The organism is Kitasatospora sp. NPDC091276, assembly GCF_040684355.1.
Classification (GTDB): domain Bacteria; phylum Actinomycetota; class Actinomycetes; order Streptomycetales; family Streptomycetaceae; genus Kitasatospora.
Window position 1 is genome coordinate 199,184 of record NZ_JBFBFU010000008.1, and the last position, 19,316, is coordinate 218,499.

Below are 19,316 nucleotides of genomic sequence, written 5' to 3' on the forward strand. Positions count from 1 at the left end.
GCTCAGGGGCCGGGCGGGCGGCGCCCGGTACCGCCCCCCACGCGGTACGACCAACGAGACGATGCCGGGGCCCGAGGGCCCCGGTGCTCCCGGAACGGAACGGGGGAATGGCCGTGAGTGATCTGGACCGTACCGGCCTCGCGACGGCGGGACCTGCCGTACCGACCCAGGCGAGCGTTCCTGGCCTCGCCGCCAACGACGATGCGCACCCGAAGGACGCCCACCGGATGAGCCACCCGACCGAGCCGACGTCTGAACCGTCGCCCGCATCCCCGCCCCCGTCCGATCCGGCGGACGAGGCCGCGGACCTGCGCACCGCGGTGCCCACCCAGGCGCCGGCCCCGGCCCCGCACCGCTCGGGCGCACCGGACCGGGAGGCGGCCCGCGCGCTGTTCGTCCGGCTGTCCGCGCTGCCCGACGGCTCCCCGGAGCGCGTCGAGCTGCGCAACCAGCTGGTGCGGATGCACATCCCGCTGGTCGAGCACCTGGCCCGGCGGTTCCGCAACCGGGGCGAGCCGCTGGACGACCTGACCCAGGTCGCCACCATCGGCCTGATCAAGTCGGTGGACCGCTTCGACCACGAGCGCGGGGTCGAGTTCTCCACCTACGCCACGCCGACCATCGTCGGCGAGATCAAACGGCACTTCCGTGACAAGGGCTGGGCGGTCCGGGTGCCGCGCCGCCTCCAGGAGCTGCGGCTGTCGCTCACCACGGCGACCAGCGAGCTCTCCCAGCGGCACGGGCGCTCCCCCACGGTGCACGAGCTCGCCGAGCACCTGGGGATCTCCGAGGAGGACGTCCTGGAGGGCCTGGAGTCCGCCAACGCGTACTCCACGCTGTCCCTGGACGTCCCGGACAGCGACGACGAGTCGCCGGCCGTGGCCGACACCCTCGGCGCCACCGACGAGGCGCTGGAGGGCGTCGAGTACCGCGAGTCGCTCAAGCCGCTGCTGGCCCAACTGCCGCCCCGGGAGCAGAAGATCCTGGTGCTGCGGTTCTTCCGGAACATGACCCAGTCGCAGATCGCCGCCGAGGTGGGGATCTCCCAGATGCACGTGTCCCGCCTGCTGGCCCGGACCTTGGCCCAGCTGCGGGAGAAGCTCCTGGTGGAGGAGTAGGACTGACGGCCGCCCAGCCGGCGGCCGACCCCCGGCGGCCCTGTGCGCTCAGCCCTCGTGCGAGGCGTACAGGGCCGCCGTCGACTTCGGGTTCAGCAGCGCGCCGATGCCGACCAGCCCGAGCAGGCCGACCAGCACGCCGACGCCGATCATCGCGCCGCCGCTCTCCAGCATGTAGTACCCGATCGGCAGGCAGATCGAGTTGGTGAGCACGGCCGGGCTGCGGCCCCAGCGGCGCTCCTTGAGCAGCGCGCGGGCGGCCAGCACCGGCAGCACGCCGAGCAGCACGATGACCAGGCCGCCGAACTCGTTCAGGGCGAGCTGCTTGGACTGGCCGGACAGCGCGGACACCATGTCCCAGACGCCGACGACGGCCAGCGCGGCGCCCTCCAGGGCGGTGATGGCGGCGCCCATGGTCAGCGGCAGGGGGCGGGCCGGGCCCGCCGTGGGTACGGGTGCGGAGGATTCTGCGGTCACTCCAGCAGGGTAGCCGCCGGTTGGCCCGTACCGACCCGTAGGCTTTCCCCATGCGCGCTCTCCTGGTCGTGAACCACAAGGCCACCACCACCAGTGGCCGCACCAGGGACGTACTGATCCACGCGCTGCGCAGCGACCTCAAGCTGGAGGTGGCCGAGACGCAGTATCGGGGCCACGCCCGCGACCTGGCCCGCGAGGCCTCGGAGGACGGCACGGTCGACCTGGTGGTGGCGCTCGGCGGTGACGGCACCGTGAACGAGGTGGTGAACGGGCTGCTCGCGCACGGCCCGGGCGAGAAGGTCCCGCGACTGGCCGTGGTGCCGGGCGGTTCGACCAATGTGTTCGCCCGCGCGCTGGGCCTGCCCAACGACCCGGTGGAGGCCACCGGCGCCCTGCTGTACGCGCTGGAGCACGGGAGCGAGCGGCCGGTCGGCCTGGGCAAGGCGATGACCGACGGACTGCCGGACCGCTGGTTCACCTTCACCGCCGGCCTGGGCTTCGACGCCGGGGTGGTCGGCCGGGTCGAGGAGCAGCGCCGGTTGGGGCGCAAGTCCACCCACGCGCTCTACGTGGGGCAGGCGCTGCGGCACTACGTCACCCAGCGTGAGCAGCGTCGTTCCGGCCCGGTGGCCCTGGAACTACCGGGCCGCGAGGGCGTGCCGGGCCTGGCCCTGGCCATAGTCAGCAACACCTCGCCGTGGACGTTCCTCGGCAACCGCCCGGTGTATCCCTCACCGCTCGCCTCCTTCGACACCGATCTCGACGTCTTCGGGATCACCCGGATGACGGCGTTCGGCACCGTCCGAACGATCCGTCAGATCCTGCGGTCGTACGCCTCTTCGAGCGAAGGCGCCCCGCCGGCCGGCCCGTCCGGCAAGCACGTCGTCTCCTATCACGACGTCAGACACTTCACCTTGGTTTCAGAGGAACCGGCCCCGTTCCAGGTTGACGGGGACCACCTTGGAGACAGGAGTCGCGTCAGTTTCACAGGCGTACGGCGGGCACTGCGTGTGATTGTGTGACCGGAAGGGGGTTTCACCCTTCTTCTCGAACGCACAAGCCCCCTTCACTCCATAGAAGTACTGGCTGTGAGCTAGGCGACACCGAAGAATCAAAAATTCCTCCCTGAAGGGGGTTGTATCCGGGCCCGAGGTTTGCGAACCTCTACATGGCGATCGGGACGCATCGCAGCGACGGCAACCTCAGAACCTGGCGGGTGTCGACCGCGGGGCGTCCCTCGAATCGCCGAATCCCTCCCCAGCACAGACCACCCGGGCCCCGGCGGGCCTTTGGTCTCTTTTGCTGTTGCGGGATTCGTGAAAGCGTTCACATTCACAAGCCACATTCACAAGCCATCGATTATGCCGACCGGGTGCCCCCCGCCGGCAGGAGGAGTTGGACGACCATGGACTGGCGCCACCGCGCTGTCTGCCGCGAAGAGGACCCGGAGCTGTTCTTCCCGATCGGGAACACCGGTCCTGCTCTGCTGCAGATCGAGGAAGCCAAGGCCGTGTGCCGCCGCTGTCCGGTCATGGAGCAGTGCCTGCAGTGGGCTCTTGAGACCGGCCAGGACGCCGGCGTCTGGGGCGGTATGAGCGAGGACGAGCGTCGCGCGATGAAGCGCCGTGCCGCCCGCAACCGCGCCCGCACCGCCTGATCACACGCCGTAACACCAGCAGTAACCGAAACACCGATCAACACATGATCAAAGGCTTCCCTGCACCTCCTGGTGAAGCCTTCCGCACAAAGGGCCTTGCCTGGCGAGGTCCCGCGACACCGGACCGTCCAGCCACTTGATACTGTTCACTTAGAGCAATATCGTGGAGCTGTGGCGCTCACCGTGTGCAACGCACGGGCGAGGTGTCGCACCACCCAGAGCCCCCGTTCCGGCCGACTCCCCCCGACGGCCGGAACGGGTTGAGAGGCCCTGTCGACCCACCCCCCCCGGTCGACAGGGCCTCGTTTCTGTTTTCGCGCCCCGGTCCGTGTGCGCGCCCCGGCGCGCCCGCACCCTGGCACGCCCTCGCGCGGGCCGCCCGCGCCGGGCTCGCGAGGTGGGCACCCGGCGCCTTTCGCCGAGTGCACGCCCCCACCGCGCGCCTCGATGCACCTTTCCGCGGACCGCACGCCGACCGGACCGCGGACCCGCACCGCGGACCGGTCGGCGGATCAGCGGACCGGGATCTCCAGGATCACCTTGGTGCCGCCGTCCGGACCGGCCACCATGTCGAAGGTGCCGCCCAACTCGCCGGTGGCCAGCGTGCGGACGATCTGCAGGCCGAGGTTGCCGGCCGTCTGAGGGTCGAACCCCTCGGGCATGCCGCGACCGTCGTCCTGCACCGTGATCAGCAGGAACTCCTCCGGCCGGGCGCCGCCGTTCCAGCTGTCCGACCAGCCCGCCCCGGTCGCCGGGGCCCGCCCGCGCAGCGCGCTGACCTCCAGGTTCCCGGAGGCGGACGGGCCGAAGGCGTGCTCCAGAGCGTTCTGCAGCAGTTCGGTCAGCACCATCGACAGCGGGGTGGCCACCTCGGCGGACAGGATGCCGAAGCTGCCGCTGCGGCGGGTCGCCACCCGGCCGTCCTGGGACAGCTCCATCACCATCGCCAGCACCCGGTCGGCGATCTCGTCGAAGGCCACCTGCTCGTCCAGCGCCTGGGACAGCGTCTCGTGCACGATCGCGATCGAGCCGACCCGGCGCACCGCCTCGTCCAGCGCGGCCCGGCCGGCCTCCGACTCCATCCGGCGGGACTGCAGCCGCAGCAGGGCGGCGACGGTCTGCAGGTTGTTCTTCACCCGGTGGTGGATCTCCCGGATGGTGGCGTCCTTGGTCATCAGCTCGCGGTCGCGGCGGCGCAGTTCGGTGACGTCCCGGCACAGCACCAGCGAACCGGTCAGCGTGCCCTTGGGCTTGAGCGGGATGGCCCGCAGGGTCACCACCCCGCCCTGCACCTCGACCTCGGTCTGCCGCGGCGCCCAGCCGCTCGCCAGCTTCACCAGCGCCTCGTGCACGGCCGCCCGGGAGGGCGGGACCAGTTCGGCGGTGGCCCGGCCCAGGTGGCTGCCGACCAGGTCGGTGGTGAGGCCGAGGCGGTGGTAGGCGGACAGGGCGTTGGGGCTGGCGTAGGTGACGATGCCGTCCGCGTCGAGCCGGATCAGGCCGTCGCCGACCCGGGGGGCGGCGTCCATGTCGATCTGCTCGACGCCGTGGAAGGGGAAGCTGCCGGCGGCGATCATCTGGGCCAGGTCGGAGGCGCTCTGCAGGTAGGTGAGCTCCAGCCGGCTGGGGGTGCGGACGGTCAGCAGGTTGGTGTTGCGGGCGATCACCCCGAGCACCTTGCCCTCGCGCCGGACCGGGATGGACTCGACCCGGACCGGCACCTCCTCGCGCCACTCCGGGTCGCCCTCGCGCACGATCCGGCCCTCGTCGAAGGCGGCGTCCAGCAGCGGGCGGCGCCCGCGCGGGACGAGGTGGCCGACCATGTCGTCCTGGTAGGAGGTGGGGCCGGTGTTGGGCCGCATCTGCGCCACCGAGACGTAGCGGATGCCGTCCCAGGTGGGGATCCACAGCACCAGGTCGGCGAAGGAGAGGTCGGAGAGGAGCTGCCACTCCGAGACCAGCATGTGGAGCCATTCCACATCGGCCCCGGTCAGGGTGGTGTGGCGGCGGACGAGTTCGTTCAGCGAGGGCACATGGCGAGGGTAGCGCCGCCGGTCGGGGCGGGGCGCGGCGGACCGGGGAACGGATCACGCGCCGGGCCTGCGGCGGAGCCCACTGCCCGAAGTTGTCCAGACCAATTTCCGGAGCGGCCTGGACAACCCAGATTGGTCTAGTCCACAATGAAAGGGCACCAAGGAGAGGCCCACCGCGCAACTGCCCTGACCGCGCGAGGCCTTTCCTCGGTCGGACGCCGCCGAACGAGGACCCCGCACAGTTCTCGATCGACTCCGGCGACCGACGACAGCTCCGGGCTGCGGTGCCGCATGGGTTGAGGGTCCCGTGTCGGCGCCGTGGCCCGTAGTGCTTTCCGGGTGCGCCGGGCTCCGGGGGTGCGACGCGTTCCCCGGGCGCTCCCCCGCCGAAGCCATGTTCCGCCGCTCAACGAGTCGGGCCCCCGTCCACAGCCTGTGGACAGGGGCCCGATCGCGTGGCGCCGTGCCTCAGTGCGTCTCGGTGACCTTGGCCAGGGCGCGCGGGGCGTCCGGGTCCTGGCCGCGGGCGATGGTGACCTCGTAGGCCAGCAGTTGCAGCGGGAGGATCTCCAGGATCGGCTGGACCTCCTCCGGCACGCCGGCCGGCAGGGCGAAGCCGGCCGAGGCGGCGTCCACCTGCGCCTGCTGGCCGACCACGACCAGGTCCGCGCCGCGACCGCGCAGGCGGTCCAGCACCGGCTGCAGGGCCTCGCCGCCCTTGCCGTCCGGGACGATCGCGATGACCGGCGAGACGTTGTCCACCATGGCCAGCGGGCCGTGCAGCAGGTCGGCGCCGGAGAACGGGGAGGCCGGGATGTAGGTGGTCTCCATCAGCTTCAGCGCCGCCTCGCGGGCGGTCGGGTAGCCGTAGCCGCGCGAGGTGATGACCAGGCGCTGGGCGAAGCGGTACCGCTCGGCCAGCGCCTTCACCTCGGCGTGGCGGGCCAGGACGCCGGCAGCCAGGCCGGGCAGCTCCTTGGCCGCCGCACCGTCGCCGCCGCGCAGGCCCTCGACCAGCAGGTAGAGCGCCAGCAGCTCGGCGGTGTAGGTCTTGGTGGCGGGCAGCGCCTTCTCCGGGCCGGCCAGCACGTCGATGTGGAACTCGGAGACCTCGGCCAGCGGCGAGGACGCGTTGTTGGTGACGGCGAGGGTGATGGCGCCGGCCTCGCGGGCGGCCTTGGTGGAGGCCACCAGGTCGGGCGAGCCGCCGGACTGGCTGACGGTGACGACCAGGACGTCGGTGAGGTCCGGCTTGGCGCCGTACGCGGTGGTGGTGGACATCGAGGTCAGACCGGCCGGCTTGCCGAGCAGGATCTCGATCAGGTACTTGGCGTACAGCGCCGCGTTGTCGGACGTGCCGCGCGCGGTCAGCAGGACGAAGCGAGGGTTGCGGGCGGCGATCTCGGCCGCGATCTGGCGGATCTTCGGGGCACCCTCGTCGAGGATGCGCTGGAGGACGGCCGGCTGCTCGGCCATCTCCGCCGCCATGATCCGGCCGGGGACGGAAACAGTCTGCGGGTCGGACATCAGGATGTGCCTCCGATGAGATGGTTCGACCCCTCCGGGCAGGTTGCCCGACGGGGACCTCTACGGCGGCGAGTCCGCACACTCGCTGCGGTGGTTTCCTGCCGCAATCCTACGGGGGCCGCCCCCGGCGGGCACACCCGAAGGCCCGCCCCGGACGGGACGGGCCCTAGAAGGCTGATGAAGATCTTGAAAACGCGCCCGGCTTGCACCAGTTCGACCTGGTTGACATTTCCCGGCAAACCGGGGTGAATCGGGTGTCCGAAGCAAGATCTTCAGGAGACTTCTAGGACCTGGACGGCGGCGCGGGGTCAGGACGCCTTGTTGATCAGCTGGTCGATCGCGGCGTCGGCGTCCTTGGTGGCCTGGTCCACCGACTTGCCCTTGAGGATGCCGGTCAGCATGTCGGGCAGGATCTTCTGCTTCTCGATCGCGCCCCAGCCGGGGGCCAGCGGGGTGAACCAGGCGTCCGGCACGGCGTTGGCCGCCGCGGCGGTGGTCGGCTTGTTCTTCAGCGGGTTCAGCTGGGTGAGGTTGTTCGGCAGGATGTCCTTGTCGGCCAGCGTCTGCTGGGACTTGGTGCTGGTGAACATCCGCACCCAGTCGGTGGCCAGCTCGACCTGCGTGGACTTGGCGGTGACCGCGAGGTCGGAGCCGCCGATGAAGGTGGGCAGCGGCTTGCCGTCCGGGCCGGGCATGGTGGCCATCTTGACGGTGTCCTTGAGGCTCGGGTCGCCGGTGCCCGGCGCGACGACGCTGGCCGCCTCGTAGCCGTTGCCGTAGAAGGACCCGGCGCGCCCACGGGCCATCGACTCGAACTGGTTCTGCTCGTTCACCGTCAGGTCGCCCTTGGTGTACTTGCGGACCAGGTCGACGAAGTGGCTGATGCCCTGCTGGGACTTGGCGTCGTGCAGGGTGCCGTGCCAGTTGCCGGAGCTGTCGAACTTGGCGATGCTGCCGCCGTACGCGGCCACGTAGCTCATCGCGGCGTACCAGTACGGGCCGGGCAGGTAGAGCGAGGAGTAGCTCTTGTCGGCCTTGTTCTTGTCGGCGACCTTGTCCAGGGCCGCCGTCAGGTCGGCCTCGGTCTTGGGGAACTCGGCGCTGCCGGTGGCCTGCTGGAAGGTGGCGGCGTTGTAGATGGCGACCCGGGCGCCGGCGTAGTAGGGCACGCACCAGAGCTTGTCCTGGTACGTACAGGTGTTGGCGAGCGCCTTGATCCAGCTGTCGGAGTTGTCGAAGGTGGTCCGGTCGACCGGGGCCAGCGCGCCGGAGAGCACGTACTTCATGGTCTCGGTGTTGCCCAGCTCGACCACGTCGGGCGCGGAGCCGTCGGCGATCGCCTTGTCGAGCTTGGTCACCTTGTCGGCCCAACCCTGGTAGGCGAGCTTGAGGGTGACGTTCGGGTACTTCGCCGCGAACTGGTCGTTGACCTGCTGCACCAGGTCGGGCCAGTTCTTCTGGGCGTCGTCCATCAGCCAGACGGTGACGGTGCCGCTCGCGGCCTTCGGGTCGGCGCCGGGGCTCTTGCCGTCCTTCGACGCCGTGCCGGCCGACGAACAGGCCGTCAGCCCGATCGCCAGGGCAGTGATTCCGAACGTCGACATGAGCTGACGCTTCTTCACGCCATCCTCCGAGGGTGCTAGAGCCGTGTTGCCCGCCGGCAGCGTGATGGCGCCCGCAACGGAGGGTCCGGGCAGGGGCGAAGAGCTTCGGGGAGGGCCGATACCACATCCGGTGAGGTTGAATTTCGAACCGGATGACTGGACTCTGGCCTAGACCATAGGTGGTGTCAACGGCCAAATGGCCTCGTCGCCACGGCCGTTGCAGAGCTGTTGTACCCCGTGGCGATCAGTCGCCGTATCGTCACCCTAAGTGGAACTTAAGGTGGATTTAAGGCCCACTTGAGGGAGCACGGTCACCTGGCGAATCCGCAGGTCAACGGCGGGGAAACGGAACGGGCCCGCCATGCGACATGCGCATGACGGGCCCGTCGGCCGGCGCCTCCCGGACACTCCCGGTGACGCCCCCCCTCGGTCTCAGCCGATGGCTCCCGGCTGCCCGGTGAGCACCTCCACGGCCGCCAGCCCGCAGACCCGGGCGGCGCCGTGCGTGGCGATGTAGAGCGCGCCGACCGGCTCGGACTGCGGCAGCCCCATCTCGACCACCGCGGCGTCCGGCCGGGCCGCCACCAGGCGGCCCAGCGCGGCGGACATCCAGGCGTGCCGGTGCGCGTCCCGGACCACCAGCACCAGGCGGCGGCCCTCGGCGCCGGCCACCAGCTCGGCGACCAGGGCGTCCAGCAGCTCGGGGGCGGCCTCGGCCGCCGAGACCGCGCGGGTGCGGGTGCCGGGGAAGCGGTCGGCCAGCATGCCGGCCACGCCCCACGGGGTGACGTCGCCGACGGCGATGTTCGGCTCGTCCGAGAACGAGGCCACGAACGGGCGCTCGGACACCGGCTGCGGCTCGCGGCCCGGCGCCCGGACCACCTTCAGCGCCCGGCGGGCGGCCCGCAGGCCGACCGCGAGGTCCGGCTCCGGCCGCTCACCCTGGGCCGAGATCCGGCCCCAGCTGCCGAGCGAGCGGACCCGGTCGGCGGCGTCCGCCAGCCGCTCCTCGGAGAGCACGCCGGCCCGCACGCCCGCCACGATGGCGTCGCGCAGCATCAGCACGGTGTCCTCGTCGGCCAGCCCGCCGCCGACGCAGATCGCGTCCGCGCCGGCCGCCAGGGCCAGCACGGTGCCGTCGCCCATCCCGAAGGTGTCGGCGATGGCGCCCATCTCGATCGCGTCGCTGACGATCAGGCCCTGGTAGCCGAGGCCGCCGTCGGCCGGGGCCGCGCGCAGCAGGTCGCGCAGCACGAGCGGGCTGAGGGTGGCCGGCAGCTTCGGGTCGAGCGCCGGGATCATGATGTGGGCGGTCATCACGGCCTTGGTGCCGGCCGCGATCGCCGCCTGGAACGGGATCAGGTCGCGGGAGCGCAGCACGTCCAGGTCGACGTCGATGACCGGCAGCCCGTGGTGCGAGTCGACGGCGGTGTCGCCGTGGCCGGGGAAGTGCTTGGAGCAGGCGGCCACGCCGGCCGACTGGAGGCCCTCCACCCAGGCGGCGGTGTGCCGGGCGCACAGCTCCGGGTCGGCGCCGAAGGAACGGACGCCGATGACCGGGTTGCGCGGGTTGGAGTTGACGTCCGCGGTGGGCGCCCAGTTGTAGTTGACGCCGGCCGCGGCCAGCGCCCGGCCCAGCTCGCGGGCGACGTCCCGGGTCAGCGCCGGGTCGTCGATCGCGCCGAGCGCGAGGTTGCCGGGCCAGGACGAGCCGGAGCCCGCCTCCAGCCGGGTGACGTCGCCGCTCTCCTCGTCGATGGCGATCAGGAGGTCGGGGTTCTCCTCGCGCAGCGCCTTGGTGAGCCTGGCGAGCTGGTCGAGGTCGACCACGTTGCGGTCGAACAGCGCGACCGAGCCGAGCCCGGCGGCGAGGTGGCGGCGCAGCCACTGCGGCGGCTCGGTGCCGACGAAGCCGGGCTGCAGGACGGTCAGGGCGTCGCGGTGCAGCTGGTCGCTGACCGGAGCGGTGGGGACGAGGATGCTCACGTTTCTCAGCCCTTCACGGCGCCGTCGGTCAGTCCACCGACCGCCTTGCGCTGCAGGAAGACGAACAGGATCAGCACGGGGATGGCGAACATCGTGGACGCGGCCATGGTGGCGCCCCAGTCGTTGCCGAAGGCGGTCTTGAAGGACGACAGCCACAGCGGGAGGGTCTTGCCCTCCTCCTTGTTGAGGATCAGGACGAGCGGGAACTCGTTCCACGCGGTGATGAAGCCGAACAGCGAGGTCGACATCAGGCCGGGGGCCAGCAGCGGGAAGATCACCTTCACGAAGGCCTGGGAGCGGGTGCAGCCGTCCACCATGGCCGACTCCTCCAGCTCCTTCGGCACCGCCGCGATGAAGCTGCGCAGCGTCCAGATGGTGAAGGGCAGCACCATCATCATGTAGAAGAAGGTCAGCGGCACGAGGCTGTTCAGCATCTCGTTGTCGCGCGAGATCATGTAGACCGCGATGGTCATGACCTCCCACGGCGCCATCTGCGCGACCATGACGACCAGGACGAAGGCCTTGCGGCCGCGGAACTTCATCCGGGCGATGGCGAAGGCCGCGAGGGTCGCGATCACCAGCGAGATCAGCACCGCGCCGATGGTGGCGACGAGGCTGTTGGTGACGTACGTCCAGAAGTTGGGCGCGTTGATCGCGGTGGTGAAGTGGTCGAGGGTCCCGTTGAACGGGATGAAGACCGGCGTCTTGCTGATGATGTCGTTGTCCTGCTTGAAGGCAGTCGCGATCATCCAGTAGACGGGGAAGATGAAGAAGACGAAGAGGACGACCGCGATCACGTTCGGCCAGGTACGTCCGATGAGCGAGCGCCTCACAGCTCGTCCTCCTGCTTGATCATGATGCGGAAGTAGTACGCCATCATCGCGCCCAGCATCAGGATGGTGAGCACCGCGATCGCGGAGCCGATGCCGTAGTGCTGCCCGGACGAACCCTCCAGGAAGGCGTGCACGGGCAGGGTCCGGGTCAGGTTCTCGGGGCCGCCGCCGTTGATCGCGTACACCTGGGTGAAGGCCTTGAAGACCCAGATGATCTCCAGGAACGTCGTGGCCAGGAAGAACGGCTTCAGGTTCGGGAAGATCACCGAGCCGAAGATCTTGGACGCGCCGGCGCCGTCCATCCGGGCGGCCTCGTAGAGCTCCTTGGGGATGGTGGTCAGTCCGGCGTACATGTTGAACGCCACGAAGGGGACCGACTGCCAGACGATCAGCAGGATCACCACGAAGAAGGTCGAGTACTGGTCGCTCATCCAGTTGTAGTCGGCCATCGCGTGCCAACCCAGCTTGTCCAGGAACCAGTTGACGACGCCCCACTGCTGGTCGAACAGCCAGGTGTAGACGGTGGTCGCGGCGACCACGGGCATCGCCCAGGCCATCAGCAGGCCGACCGAGAGGAGCAGCCGCATCCGCTTGCCGAGGCGGTTGAGCAGCAGGCCGATCAGGGTGCCGCCGGCCATGATCAGCACGACGTTGACCAGGGTGAAGGCGACGGTGCGCCCGGTGACCGCCCAGAAGTCCGGGTCGGTCAGCTGCTCCTTGTAGTTGTCGAAGCCGTTCCACTCGGTCAGGTGCTGGACGAACTGGCGCTTGTTGAGGTTCTGGAACGACAGCAGGACCGTCTTCACCAGCGGCCAGCCGAGCAGGGCGACGGTCGCCACGGTGGCGGGCAGCAGCAGCAGGTACGGTGCCAGGCGTGCGCCGAGGCCCGGCCCGCCCGCGGGTCTGGCGCCCTTGCGGGGGGTGCCGTTGGCGCCACCACCGGCGGCACTCGTCTCAATTCCGGCCACGGCAGCCTTCCCTGAATCCGGGGACTGCGTCTGCACCCGCTCCGAATGCACAGCCATCGTTCTCACTTCCTCACAACCCGAACCACGACGGACAGGCGTCGCTCACCGACCCCCCGCCGGGGGTCGGTGAGCGACGCCGCTCGGTGCCTACTGCTTCTGGTTGAGCCGCTTCGCGATCTCGTCGTCGTACTTCTTCGCGGTGGCCGCGTAGTCGCCACCCTGGAGGGCGGCGGTCAGGAACTCCTTGATCGGGTTCGGCTTGTCCTCGACGCTCGCCCAGTTCGGGGTGATCGGGGTGACCGCGCCGACCGCCGAGGCGGACTGGGCGGCCTTCGCGAAGTCGCCGGTGAGCTGGCTGTTCAGCGCGGCCTTGTTCGGGATGTTGCCGGCGGCGGCGACCGCACCCTCGTTCTTGTCGTTGAGGGCGATCTTCAGGAAGTCCTTGGCCATGTCGGTGTTCTTGCTCTGCGCACCGATCGCCAGGTTCGAGCCGCCGAGGAAGACGCCGGAGGGCTTGTCAGCGGTCTTGCCCGGGAGCGGGAAGAAGCCGATCTTGTCCTTCGGCATGTCCTTCTCCGCCGGGAGCTCCCAGCCGAGGGCGATCATGGTGCCGACGTTGCCCTTGCCGAAGACGTCCTTCTGCTGCGGGGTGGCCTCGTCCTTGTCCTTCGGACCGGTGGCCGAGTAGCCCTGCAGCTTCTTGTAGGTCTCGAAGGCCTTCTGCGCCTCGGGCGAGGACAGGCCGCCGACCCACTTGTCGCCGTCCTTCTTGGCGATCTTGCCGCCCTCACCGGTGAGCAGGCCGAAGTAGGTGTACCACTCCTGACCCGGCAGGTAGATCGGGTCGACGACGCCCTCGGTGGCCTTCAGCTTGTCCAGGTCGGCGTAGAACTCGTCCAGGGTCTTCGGCGCGTCGGTCAGCTGGGCCTTGGCCCAGAGGTCCTTGTTGTAGGCGACGACGCGGTTGGAGACCCACCACGGGGCGGCGAACTGCTTGCCGTCCAGCTGGGCGGCCTCGTTCTGGTTGGCGTTCCAACCGTCGCCGCCCAGGGCGGACTTGTCCTTGGTGATGTCGAGCAGGCCACCCGAGGCGGCGTAGCCGGAGGTCTGGGTGTTGCCGAGCTCGACGACGTCGACCGAGCCCTCGGACAGCGCGGCGGTCACCTTCTGGCCGATGCCGTCCCACTCCTGGATCTGGAAGTCGACCTTGGAGCCCGGGTAGGTGGTCTCGAACTCGCTCTTGACCGCGTCGGTCCAGCCCTTCGGGGCGGAGCCGGTCATCAGCCACACCTTCAGCGTCTTGCCGCTGTAGTTCTTGGCGCCCGCCGCGGACGACGAGTTCGAACCGGCGTTGTCCTTGCTCTTGCCGTCCGAGCCACAGGCCGCCAGGCCGACGACCATTGCTGCGACGCCGACCGCCGCGATGAGCTGACGCTTCACGCCATCCTCCTGAGGGATGCCTGGGTTACCCCCGTCGGGCGGCAGCGGCAGACCCACGTAAAGCGGGGGGAAAGGTGCCGCGGACCCCTTCGAGCGGGTGGGGGGATTCATAGTGACCGGCCTAGTGGTGTAGACCAGATGCCTGGAGCTTGGCCTAGACCAATGGGCCTGTCAACGGCTGTTCGACCGATCCGGACCACCCGTTATCAAGCCGACACCGCACATCGTTCATCGCGTGATGAGGTATTCGTTCCGTAGCCATACATGCAACGATGTCACCCGTTAACTATGTGGCGGGGCCCGTAAAGGCCCCGCGAGAAGCGGGAGAACAGGTCCGATGAGCAGCGACGGGGGAACCACCGCCCAGGTCAACGACCCCGAGGTGAAAAACCTCCCGACGCAGGCCGGCGCCGACCCGACCGCGCGCGTCCCCAAGTACTACGGTCTCAAGCGCCACCTGCTCCAGCTCACCGAGACCCAGCCCGCCGGCACCCCGGTCCCGCCCGAGCGCGCGCTGGCCGCCCAGTTCGACACCTCCCGCACCACCGTGCGCCAGGCGCTGCAGGAACTGGTCGTCGAGGGCCGGCTGGAGCGCATCCAGGGCAAGGGCACCTTCGTCGCCAAGCCCAAGGTCGCCCAGGCCCTCCAGCTCACCTCCTACACCGAGGACATGCGGGCCCAGGGCCTGGAGCCCGCCTCGCGGCTGATCGAGATCGGCTACATCACCGCCGACGACCGGCTCGCCCCGCTGCTCGACATCAAGCCCGGCGGCCGGGTGCTGCGGATCGAGCGCCTGCGCCTGGCCAACGGCGACCCGATGGCCATCGAGGTCGCCCACCTGTCCGCCAAGCGCTTCCCCGCGCTGCGGCGCAACCTCGCCAAGCACAACTCGCTGTACGCGGCGCTGCGCGAGGTGTACGGGGTCACCGTGGCCGAGGCCGAGGAGACCATCGAGACCACCCTCGCCAACCCGCGCGAGGCCGGCCTGCTCGGCTCCGACCTCGGACTGCCGATGCTCCAGCTCTCCCGGCACTCCTTCGACGCCGACGGCGACCCGGTGGAGTGGGTCCGCTCGATCTACCGCGGCGACCGCTACAAGTTCATCACCCGGCTCAAGCGCCCGGAGTAGTCCGGGCGGAGCAGTCCGGGGCGAAGCAGTCCGGGCGGGGCACTCCCCCCGCGCACCACGGGCACCGGCGCGCGCGACCCGCGCGCGCCGGTGCCCGTTCGCGTCACGGAAGGGGCAGTACCGGTCGAATACGACCGGATGCCGTCCGGATGGCGGGAAGTTGCGCCGACCCCGGTGACATGGATCACCCCATGCCCTAGATTGCGCAGCCGTACTGACTGTCGATCACCGATGGTGCTGCTCGGCGGGTTCGCGGGGGCGTGCGGTGCCCCGCGGGCTGCGGCGCCGACGGGGAGAACCCTCCGGAGCGGAGCCGAAGATGCCGTCTGATCCCGATACCGTCGAACCTGTCATGCCCGAGCCACCCGGGGAGCGGGTGCCCGCCGTGACCCCCGAACGGGTGCTGGCCGGGCTCGCCCTGCTCGTGCCGATCGTCGCGACGCTGTGGGTGTCCTCGTACGACAAGACCGACCCGGACGTCGGCGGGGTGCCGTTCTTCTACTGGTACCAACTGCTCTGGGTGCCGGTGTCGGCGGTGTTCACCGTGGCCGCGTACCTGCTGATCAACCGGGACGAGAAGGCCCGCAAGGCGGCGCGGAAGGCGGGTGGCGCGCGATGAGCCACGTCAACGTGCCGGCCCTCACGGTCTTCGTGCTGTTCTTCGTCCTGGTCACCGTGATGGGCTTCCTCGCCGCCCGCTGGCGGCGCGCGGACGACGCGGCGCACCTGGACGAGTGGGGCCTGGGCGGCCGCAGCTTCGGGACCTGGGTCACCTGGTTCCTGCTCGGCGGCGACCTCTACACCGCGTACACCTTCGTCGCCGTCCCGGCGGCGGTCTACGCGACCGGTGCGGCGGGCTTCTTCGCGGTGCCGTACACGATCGTCGCCTACCCCCTGGTCTTCCTCTTCCTGCCCCGGCTCTGGTCGGTCTCCCGGGTGCACGGGTACGTCACCCCGGCCGACTTCGTCCGCGGCCGGTACGGCTCGCGGCCGCTCTCCCTGGTCGTCGCGCTGACCGGGATCCTGGCCACCATGCCGTACATCGCGCTCCAACTCGTCGGCATCCAGGCGGTGCTGGACGTGCTGGGCGTCGGCGGCGGCGAGAACGCCAACTGGTTCGTCAAGGACCTGCCGCTGTTCCTCGCCTTCGGCGTGCTGGCCGCGTACACCTACTCCTCCGGGCTGCGCGCCCCGGCGCTGATCGCCTTCGTCAAGGACGCCCTGATCTACATCGTGATCATCGTCGCGGTGATCTACATCCCGATCCGGCTCGGCGGCTACGGGCACATCTTCGACGCGGCCGCGCACAAGTTCAGCGCCCCCAAGTCCGCCGGCTCGCTGACCCTCCCGGGCGACAAGCAGTGGACGTACGCGACGCTGGCGCTGGGCTCGGCGATGGCGCTGTTCATGTACCCGCACTCGGTGACCGGTGTGCTGGCCTCCAAGTCCCGCGGCACGGTGCGCCGCAACATGGCGATCATGCCCGCGTACTCGCTGATGCTGGGCCTGCTGGCGCTGCTCGGCTTCATGGCCATCGCGGCGGGCGTCGGCAAGGGCGACAAGAAGTTCAACGCCCAGTTGTCCGTGCCGCAGCTGTTCGCCGACATGTTCCCGGACTGGTTCACCGGCGTGGCCTTCGCGGCGATCGGGATCGGCGCGCTGGTGCCGGCCGCCATCATGTCGATCGCGGCGGCCAACCTGTTCACCCGCAACGTCTACAAGGAGTGGCTGAAGCCCGCCGCCACCCCGGCGGACGAGACCCGGATCGCCAAGCTGGTCTCGCTGCTGGTGAAGGTCGGCGCGCTGGTCTTCGTGCTCGGCATGGACAAGCAGGCCGCGATCAACCTCCAACTGCTCGGCGGCCTGTGGATCCTCCAGACCTTCGTGGCGATCGTCGGCGGCCTGTTCACCCGCTGGTTCCACCACTGGGCGCTGTTCGCCGGCTGGGCGGCCGGCATGGCCTACGGCACCTGGAAGGCCTACGGCATCGCGAGCCCCGCCACCAAGCACTTCGGCGGCAACGCGGCCGCGATCCCCGGCATCGGCGAGATCGGCTACATCGGCCTGACCGCCTTCGCGCTCAACCTGATCGTCGCGGTGGCGCTCACCCTGGTGCTGCGCGCCGTCAAGGCGCCCGAGGGCCCGGACGAGACCAGGCCCGCCGACTACAGCGCCGAGGCCGGCGACGAGGAGCCGAAGAACGCGCCGGAGCCCGTAGCGGCGCACTGATTCGCGCCGCACGCGCCCTGTGATCGCGCCGCCCTCTCCGTGAACACTGGAGAAGGCGGCGCGATCATATGTATGAACAGCCGCCTTCGCAGGGCACCACCAGACCGGACCGGCGACCGGCCGGCAACTGATCGACCCACGGGGAGCACGCGGCCATGGCAGAACTCGGCACCACCCTCAACGGCCAGCACCAGTCCACCCAGAGCCCGCACCACCTCACCACCCACCGCCCGGCGTCGGCCACCCGGCTGCCGTCCGTGCTGATCGCCACCCGGCACGGCGAGTCCACCGCCAACGTCGAGTTCCATCTGGCCGAGGCCGCCGGCGCGCTCAGCGTCCCGATCAGCTGCCGGGACGCCGACATCCCGCTGTCGCTGCACGGCCAGCAGCAGGCCCAGGCGCTCGGCCGCTGGTGGGCCGCCCTGCCCAGCACCGACCGCCCGCGCAGCGTCTGGTGCTCGCCGTACGTGCGCACCACCGAGACCGCCCGGATCGCGCTCGCCCAGGCCGCCGGGCTCGGCGCCGTCCCGGTCACCCTCGCCGTGCGCCACGACGAGCGGCTGCGCGACCGCGAGCTGGGCGTCCTGGAGATGCTGACGCGGGCCGCGATCGAGGCCAAGCACCCGGAGGAGTCCGCCCGGCGGCGCAAGATGGGCGAGCTGTACTACCGGCCGCCCGGCGGCGAGTCCTGGGCCGACGTCGCGCTGCGGGTGCGCAGCCTGCTGCGGGACGTCTGCGAGGAGGAGGCCGGGCGGCCCGTCCTGCTGGTCGCGCACGACTGCACGGTGCTGATGTTGCGCTACGTGCTGGAGCGGCTCACCGAGGAACGGCTCACCGCGCTCGCGCCGGTGCGCAACTGTTCCACCAGCCTGTGGCGCGCCCAGGACGGGCGGCTGCACCCGGAGCGCTGGAACACCGTCGACCACCTCGCCCTGGAGAATTGACGAGCCGTCACGCGCCCTCGTCCGGTCGCGCCTCGTCGCCCGGTCATGCCTCGCGGTCCGGTCATGCCTCGTCGTCCGGTCATGCCTCGTCGTCCGGGCAGGCGAAGCAGCGCCGGTAGGCCAGCGGCGTGGTCCCCAGCCGGCGCCCGAAGTGGTGCCGCAGCGCGGCCGCGTTGCCGAAGCCGCAGCGGGCGGCGATCGCGTCCACCGGTTCGGCGGTGGACTCCAGCAGCCGCTGGGCGAGCAGCACCCGCTGCCCGGTCAGCCAGCGGTGCGGCGTGGTGCCGGTCTCCTGCTGGAAGCGGCGGGCGAAGGTGCGCGGGGACATGTGGACCCTGGCGGCCAACTGCTCGACGGTGCAGTCCCGGTCCAGGTGGTGGCGCATCCAGTCGAGCAGCGGCGCCAGCGAGTCGCCGTCGCCGCCGGGCAGCGGGCGGCTCACGAACTGGGCCTGCCCGCCCTCCCGGTGCGGCGCCACCACCATCCGGCGGGCGATCCCCCGGGCCACCTCCGCGCCCTGCACCTTGCGCACCAGGTGCAGGCAGGCGTCGATGCCGGCGGCCGTCCCGGCCGAGGTGATCACCGGGTCGTCGTCCACGTACAGCACGTCCGGCTCGACGGCGGTCCGCGGGAAGCGCCGGGCCAGGTCCTCGCTGTGCCGCCAGTGGGTGGTGGAGCGGCGGTCGTCCAGCAGCCCGGCGGCGCCGAGCACGAAGGCGCCGCTACAGATGGACAGCACCCTGCCGCCGTCCGCCACCACCGAGCGCAGCGCCGCCAGCAGCGGCTCCGGGTACTCCGGGCGGATCGCCGTCGCGGTGACCACCACCAGGTCGGCCCCGGCCAGCCGCTCGGGGCCGTGCGGGACGTCCACCGCGAACCCGGCGTGCGTCGTGTGCGGCCCGGGGCGGGCGCCGGCGATCGCGAAGTCGTACCCGGGCAGGCCGTCGGCCGTGCGGTCGAGGCCGAAGACCTCGCAGGCGACACCGAGCTCGAAGGGGTGGATCTCCTCCAGCACCACCGCGACCACGTTCTTCAGCATGCCGCCCAGGATGCCCGGCCGGCACCGGCGACGGAAGGGCCGGATGGCAGTTTTTCGATGAGATCAGTCATTCCTGCCACTCGTGGCCGCCGCCCCGCCCGACCAGAGTGGAGCCATGGACAGCGGCACTCTCGCAAGCGCAATCGCCCTGGTCGGGGCCGTCGGCGGTTTCGGCCTGCTCGGCACCCTGATCGGCCGGGAGGTCGCCCGCGGCGCCGCCACCGACCGCGACAACTGGCACCGCCCGGGCGGCTACCCGGCCGGCCCGGAACGCCTGGACCGGCTGTACGGCACCATGCCCGCCGCCTCGCTGCGCCCCTCCGCCGACCCGG

General features: G+C 70.7%; 16 protein-coding genes. 7 read left to right on the forward strand and 9 right to left on the reverse strand.

Annotated features, from left to right (window positions below; genetic code table 11):
- Positions 1-113 precede the first annotated feature (113 nt).
- Positions 114-1,118, forward strand: a complete 1,005-nt coding sequence (locus AB0O19_RS12915) for an RNA polymerase sigma factor SigF (RefSeq protein WP_363588838.1) — start codon at positions 114-116, stop codon at positions 1,116-1,118.
- Between the two features lie 48 nt (positions 1,119-1,166).
- On the opposite strand, the gene AB0O19_RS12920 is transcribed toward AB0O19_RS12915, so the two are convergent.
- Positions 1,167-1,595 (reverse strand): hypothetical protein, encoded by a 429-nt coding sequence (locus AB0O19_RS12920; protein WP_363619336.1) that lies wholly within the window; start codon positions 1,593-1,595, stop codon positions 1,167-1,169.
- 50 nt (positions 1,596-1,645) lie between these two features.
- On the opposite strand from AB0O19_RS12920, the gene AB0O19_RS12925 reads away from it, so the two are divergent.
- Complete coding sequence (locus AB0O19_RS12925) at positions 1,646-2,617, forward strand: diacylglycerol kinase family protein (protein ID WP_363588834.1); 972 nt, start codon at positions 1,646-1,648, stop codon at positions 2,615-2,617.
- 383 nt (positions 2,618-3,000) lie between these two features.
- Positions 3,001-3,252, forward strand: coding sequence for a WhiB family transcriptional regulator (locus AB0O19_RS12930; protein WP_014138019.1), 252 nt, complete (start codon positions 3,001-3,003; stop codon positions 3,250-3,252).
- A gap of 512 nt (positions 3,253-3,764) precedes the next feature.
- Here the strand turns inward: AB0O19_RS12930 and AB0O19_RS12935 are convergent.
- The 7 genes from AB0O19_RS12935 to AB0O19_RS12965 form a co-directional block, all read right to left on the reverse strand.
- Entirely contained in the window at positions 3,765-5,285 is a 1,521-nt protein-coding gene (locus tag AB0O19_RS12935; RefSeq protein ID WP_363588832.1) for a PAS domain-containing sensor histidine kinase, read from the reverse strand.
- 468 nt (positions 5,286-5,753) lie between these two features.
- A complete protein-coding gene (locus tag AB0O19_RS12940) occupies positions 5,754-6,812 on the reverse strand; it encodes an SIS domain-containing protein (RefSeq protein WP_063347859.1) in 1,059 nt (352 codons plus the stop codon).
- A gap of 308 nt (positions 6,813-7,120) precedes the next feature.
- Complete coding sequence (locus AB0O19_RS12945; RefSeq protein ID WP_363588830.1) at positions 7,121-8,416, reverse strand: extracellular solute-binding protein; 1,296 nt, start codon at positions 8,414-8,416, stop codon at positions 7,121-7,123.
- 432 nt (positions 8,417-8,848) lie between these two features.
- Complete coding sequence (locus AB0O19_RS12950; RefSeq protein WP_363619337.1) at positions 8,849-10,402, reverse strand: glycoside hydrolase family 3 protein; 1,554 nt, start codon at positions 10,400-10,402, stop codon at positions 8,849-8,851.
- A gap of 5 nt (positions 10,403-10,407) precedes the next feature.
- Complete coding sequence (locus AB0O19_RS12955; RefSeq protein ID WP_363619338.1) at positions 10,408-11,235, reverse strand: carbohydrate ABC transporter permease; 828 nt, start codon at positions 11,233-11,235, stop codon at positions 10,408-10,410.
- Entirely contained in the window at positions 11,232-12,260 is a 1,029-nt protein-coding gene (locus AB0O19_RS12960; RefSeq protein WP_363619339.1) for a sugar ABC transporter permease, read from the reverse strand. Before AB0O19_RS12960 ends, AB0O19_RS12955 begins: the two co-directional genes overlap by 4 nt.
- A gap of 90 nt (positions 12,261-12,350) precedes the next feature.
- Positions 12,351-13,643, reverse strand: a complete 1,293-nt coding sequence (locus tag AB0O19_RS12965) for an extracellular solute-binding protein (RefSeq protein WP_363619340.1) — start codon at positions 13,641-13,643, stop codon at positions 12,351-12,353.
- A 337-nt stretch (positions 13,644-13,980) separates the two neighbouring features.
- Between AB0O19_RS12965 and AB0O19_RS12970 the strand changes: the two genes are divergently transcribed.
- The 4 genes from AB0O19_RS12970 to AB0O19_RS12985 all read left to right on the forward strand — a co-directional run bounded on the left by AB0O19_RS12970 (position 13,981) and on the right by AB0O19_RS12985 (position 17,945).
- Positions 13,981-14,772 carry a GntR family transcriptional regulator gene (locus tag AB0O19_RS12970; protein WP_244293370.1) on the forward strand — a complete coding sequence of 264 codons (792 nt, stop codon included), beginning with the start codon at positions 13,981-13,983 and terminating at the stop codon, positions 14,770-14,772.
- 352 nt (positions 14,773-15,124) lie between these two features.
- On the forward strand, positions 15,125-15,391 hold the full coding sequence (locus AB0O19_RS12975) for a DUF3311 domain-containing protein (protein ID WP_363619341.1): 267 nt from the start codon (positions 15,125-15,127) through the stop codon (positions 15,389-15,391).
- On the forward strand, positions 15,388-17,001 hold the full coding sequence (gene mctP, locus AB0O19_RS12980; protein WP_350879664.1) for a monocarboxylate uptake permease MctP: 1,614 nt from the start codon (positions 15,388-15,390) through the stop codon (positions 16,999-17,001). Before AB0O19_RS12975 ends, mctP begins: the two co-directional genes overlap by 4 nt.
- Positions 17,002-17,156: 155 nt before the next feature.
- Positions 17,157-17,945: a histidine phosphatase family protein gene (locus AB0O19_RS12985; protein WP_363619342.1), complete on the forward strand. Its 789-nt coding sequence runs from the start codon at positions 17,157-17,159 to the stop codon at positions 17,943-17,945.
- 79 nt (positions 17,946-18,024) lie between these two features.
- Here the strand turns inward: AB0O19_RS12985 and AB0O19_RS12990 are convergent, their stop codons facing one another.
- Entirely contained in the window at positions 18,025-18,984 is a 960-nt protein-coding gene (locus AB0O19_RS12990; protein ID WP_363586954.1) for a helix-turn-helix domain-containing protein, read from the reverse strand.
- Positions 18,985-19,316: the final 332 nt, after the last annotated feature.

Excerpts from the sequence above, each read along its gene's own strand:
- AB0O19_RS12985 (WP_363619342.1), top strand. The coding sequence starts at position 17,157 with ATGGCAGAACTCGGCACCACCCTCAACGGCCAGCACCAGTCCACCCAG.
- AB0O19_RS12930 (WP_014138019.1), top strand. The coding sequence starts at position 3,001 with ATGGACTGGCGCCACCGCGCTGTCTGCCGCGAAGAGGACCCGGAGCTG.
- AB0O19_RS12945 (WP_363588830.1), bottom strand. The coding sequence starts at position 8,416 with ATGTCGACGTTCGGAATCACTGCCCTGGCGATCGGGCTGACGGCCTGT.
- AB0O19_RS12970 (WP_244293370.1), top strand. The coding sequence starts at position 13,981 with ATGAGCAGCGACGGGGGAACCACCGCCCAGGTCAACGACCCCGAGGTG.
- AB0O19_RS12960 (WP_363619339.1), bottom strand. The coding sequence starts at position 12,260 with ATGGCTGTGCATTCGGAGCGGGTGCAGACGCAGTCCCCGGATTCAGGG.
- mctP (WP_350879664.1), top strand. The coding sequence starts at position 15,388 with ATGAGCCACGTCAACGTGCCGGCCCTCACGGTCTTCGTGCTGTTCTTC.
- AB0O19_RS12975 (WP_363619341.1), top strand. The coding sequence starts at position 15,125 with ATGCCCGAGCCACCCGGGGAGCGGGTGCCCGCCGTGACCCCCGAACGG.
- AB0O19_RS12925 (WP_363588834.1), top strand. The coding sequence starts at position 1,646 with ATGCGCGCTCTCCTGGTCGTGAACCACAAGGCCACCACCACCAGTGGC.
- AB0O19_RS12940 (WP_063347859.1), bottom strand. The coding sequence starts at position 6,812 with ATGTCCGACCCGCAGACTGTTTCCGTCCCCGGCCGGATCATGGCGGCG.
- AB0O19_RS12990 (WP_363586954.1), bottom strand. The coding sequence starts at position 18,984 with ATGCTGAAGAACGTGGTCGCGGTGGTGCTGGAGGAGATCCACCCCTTC.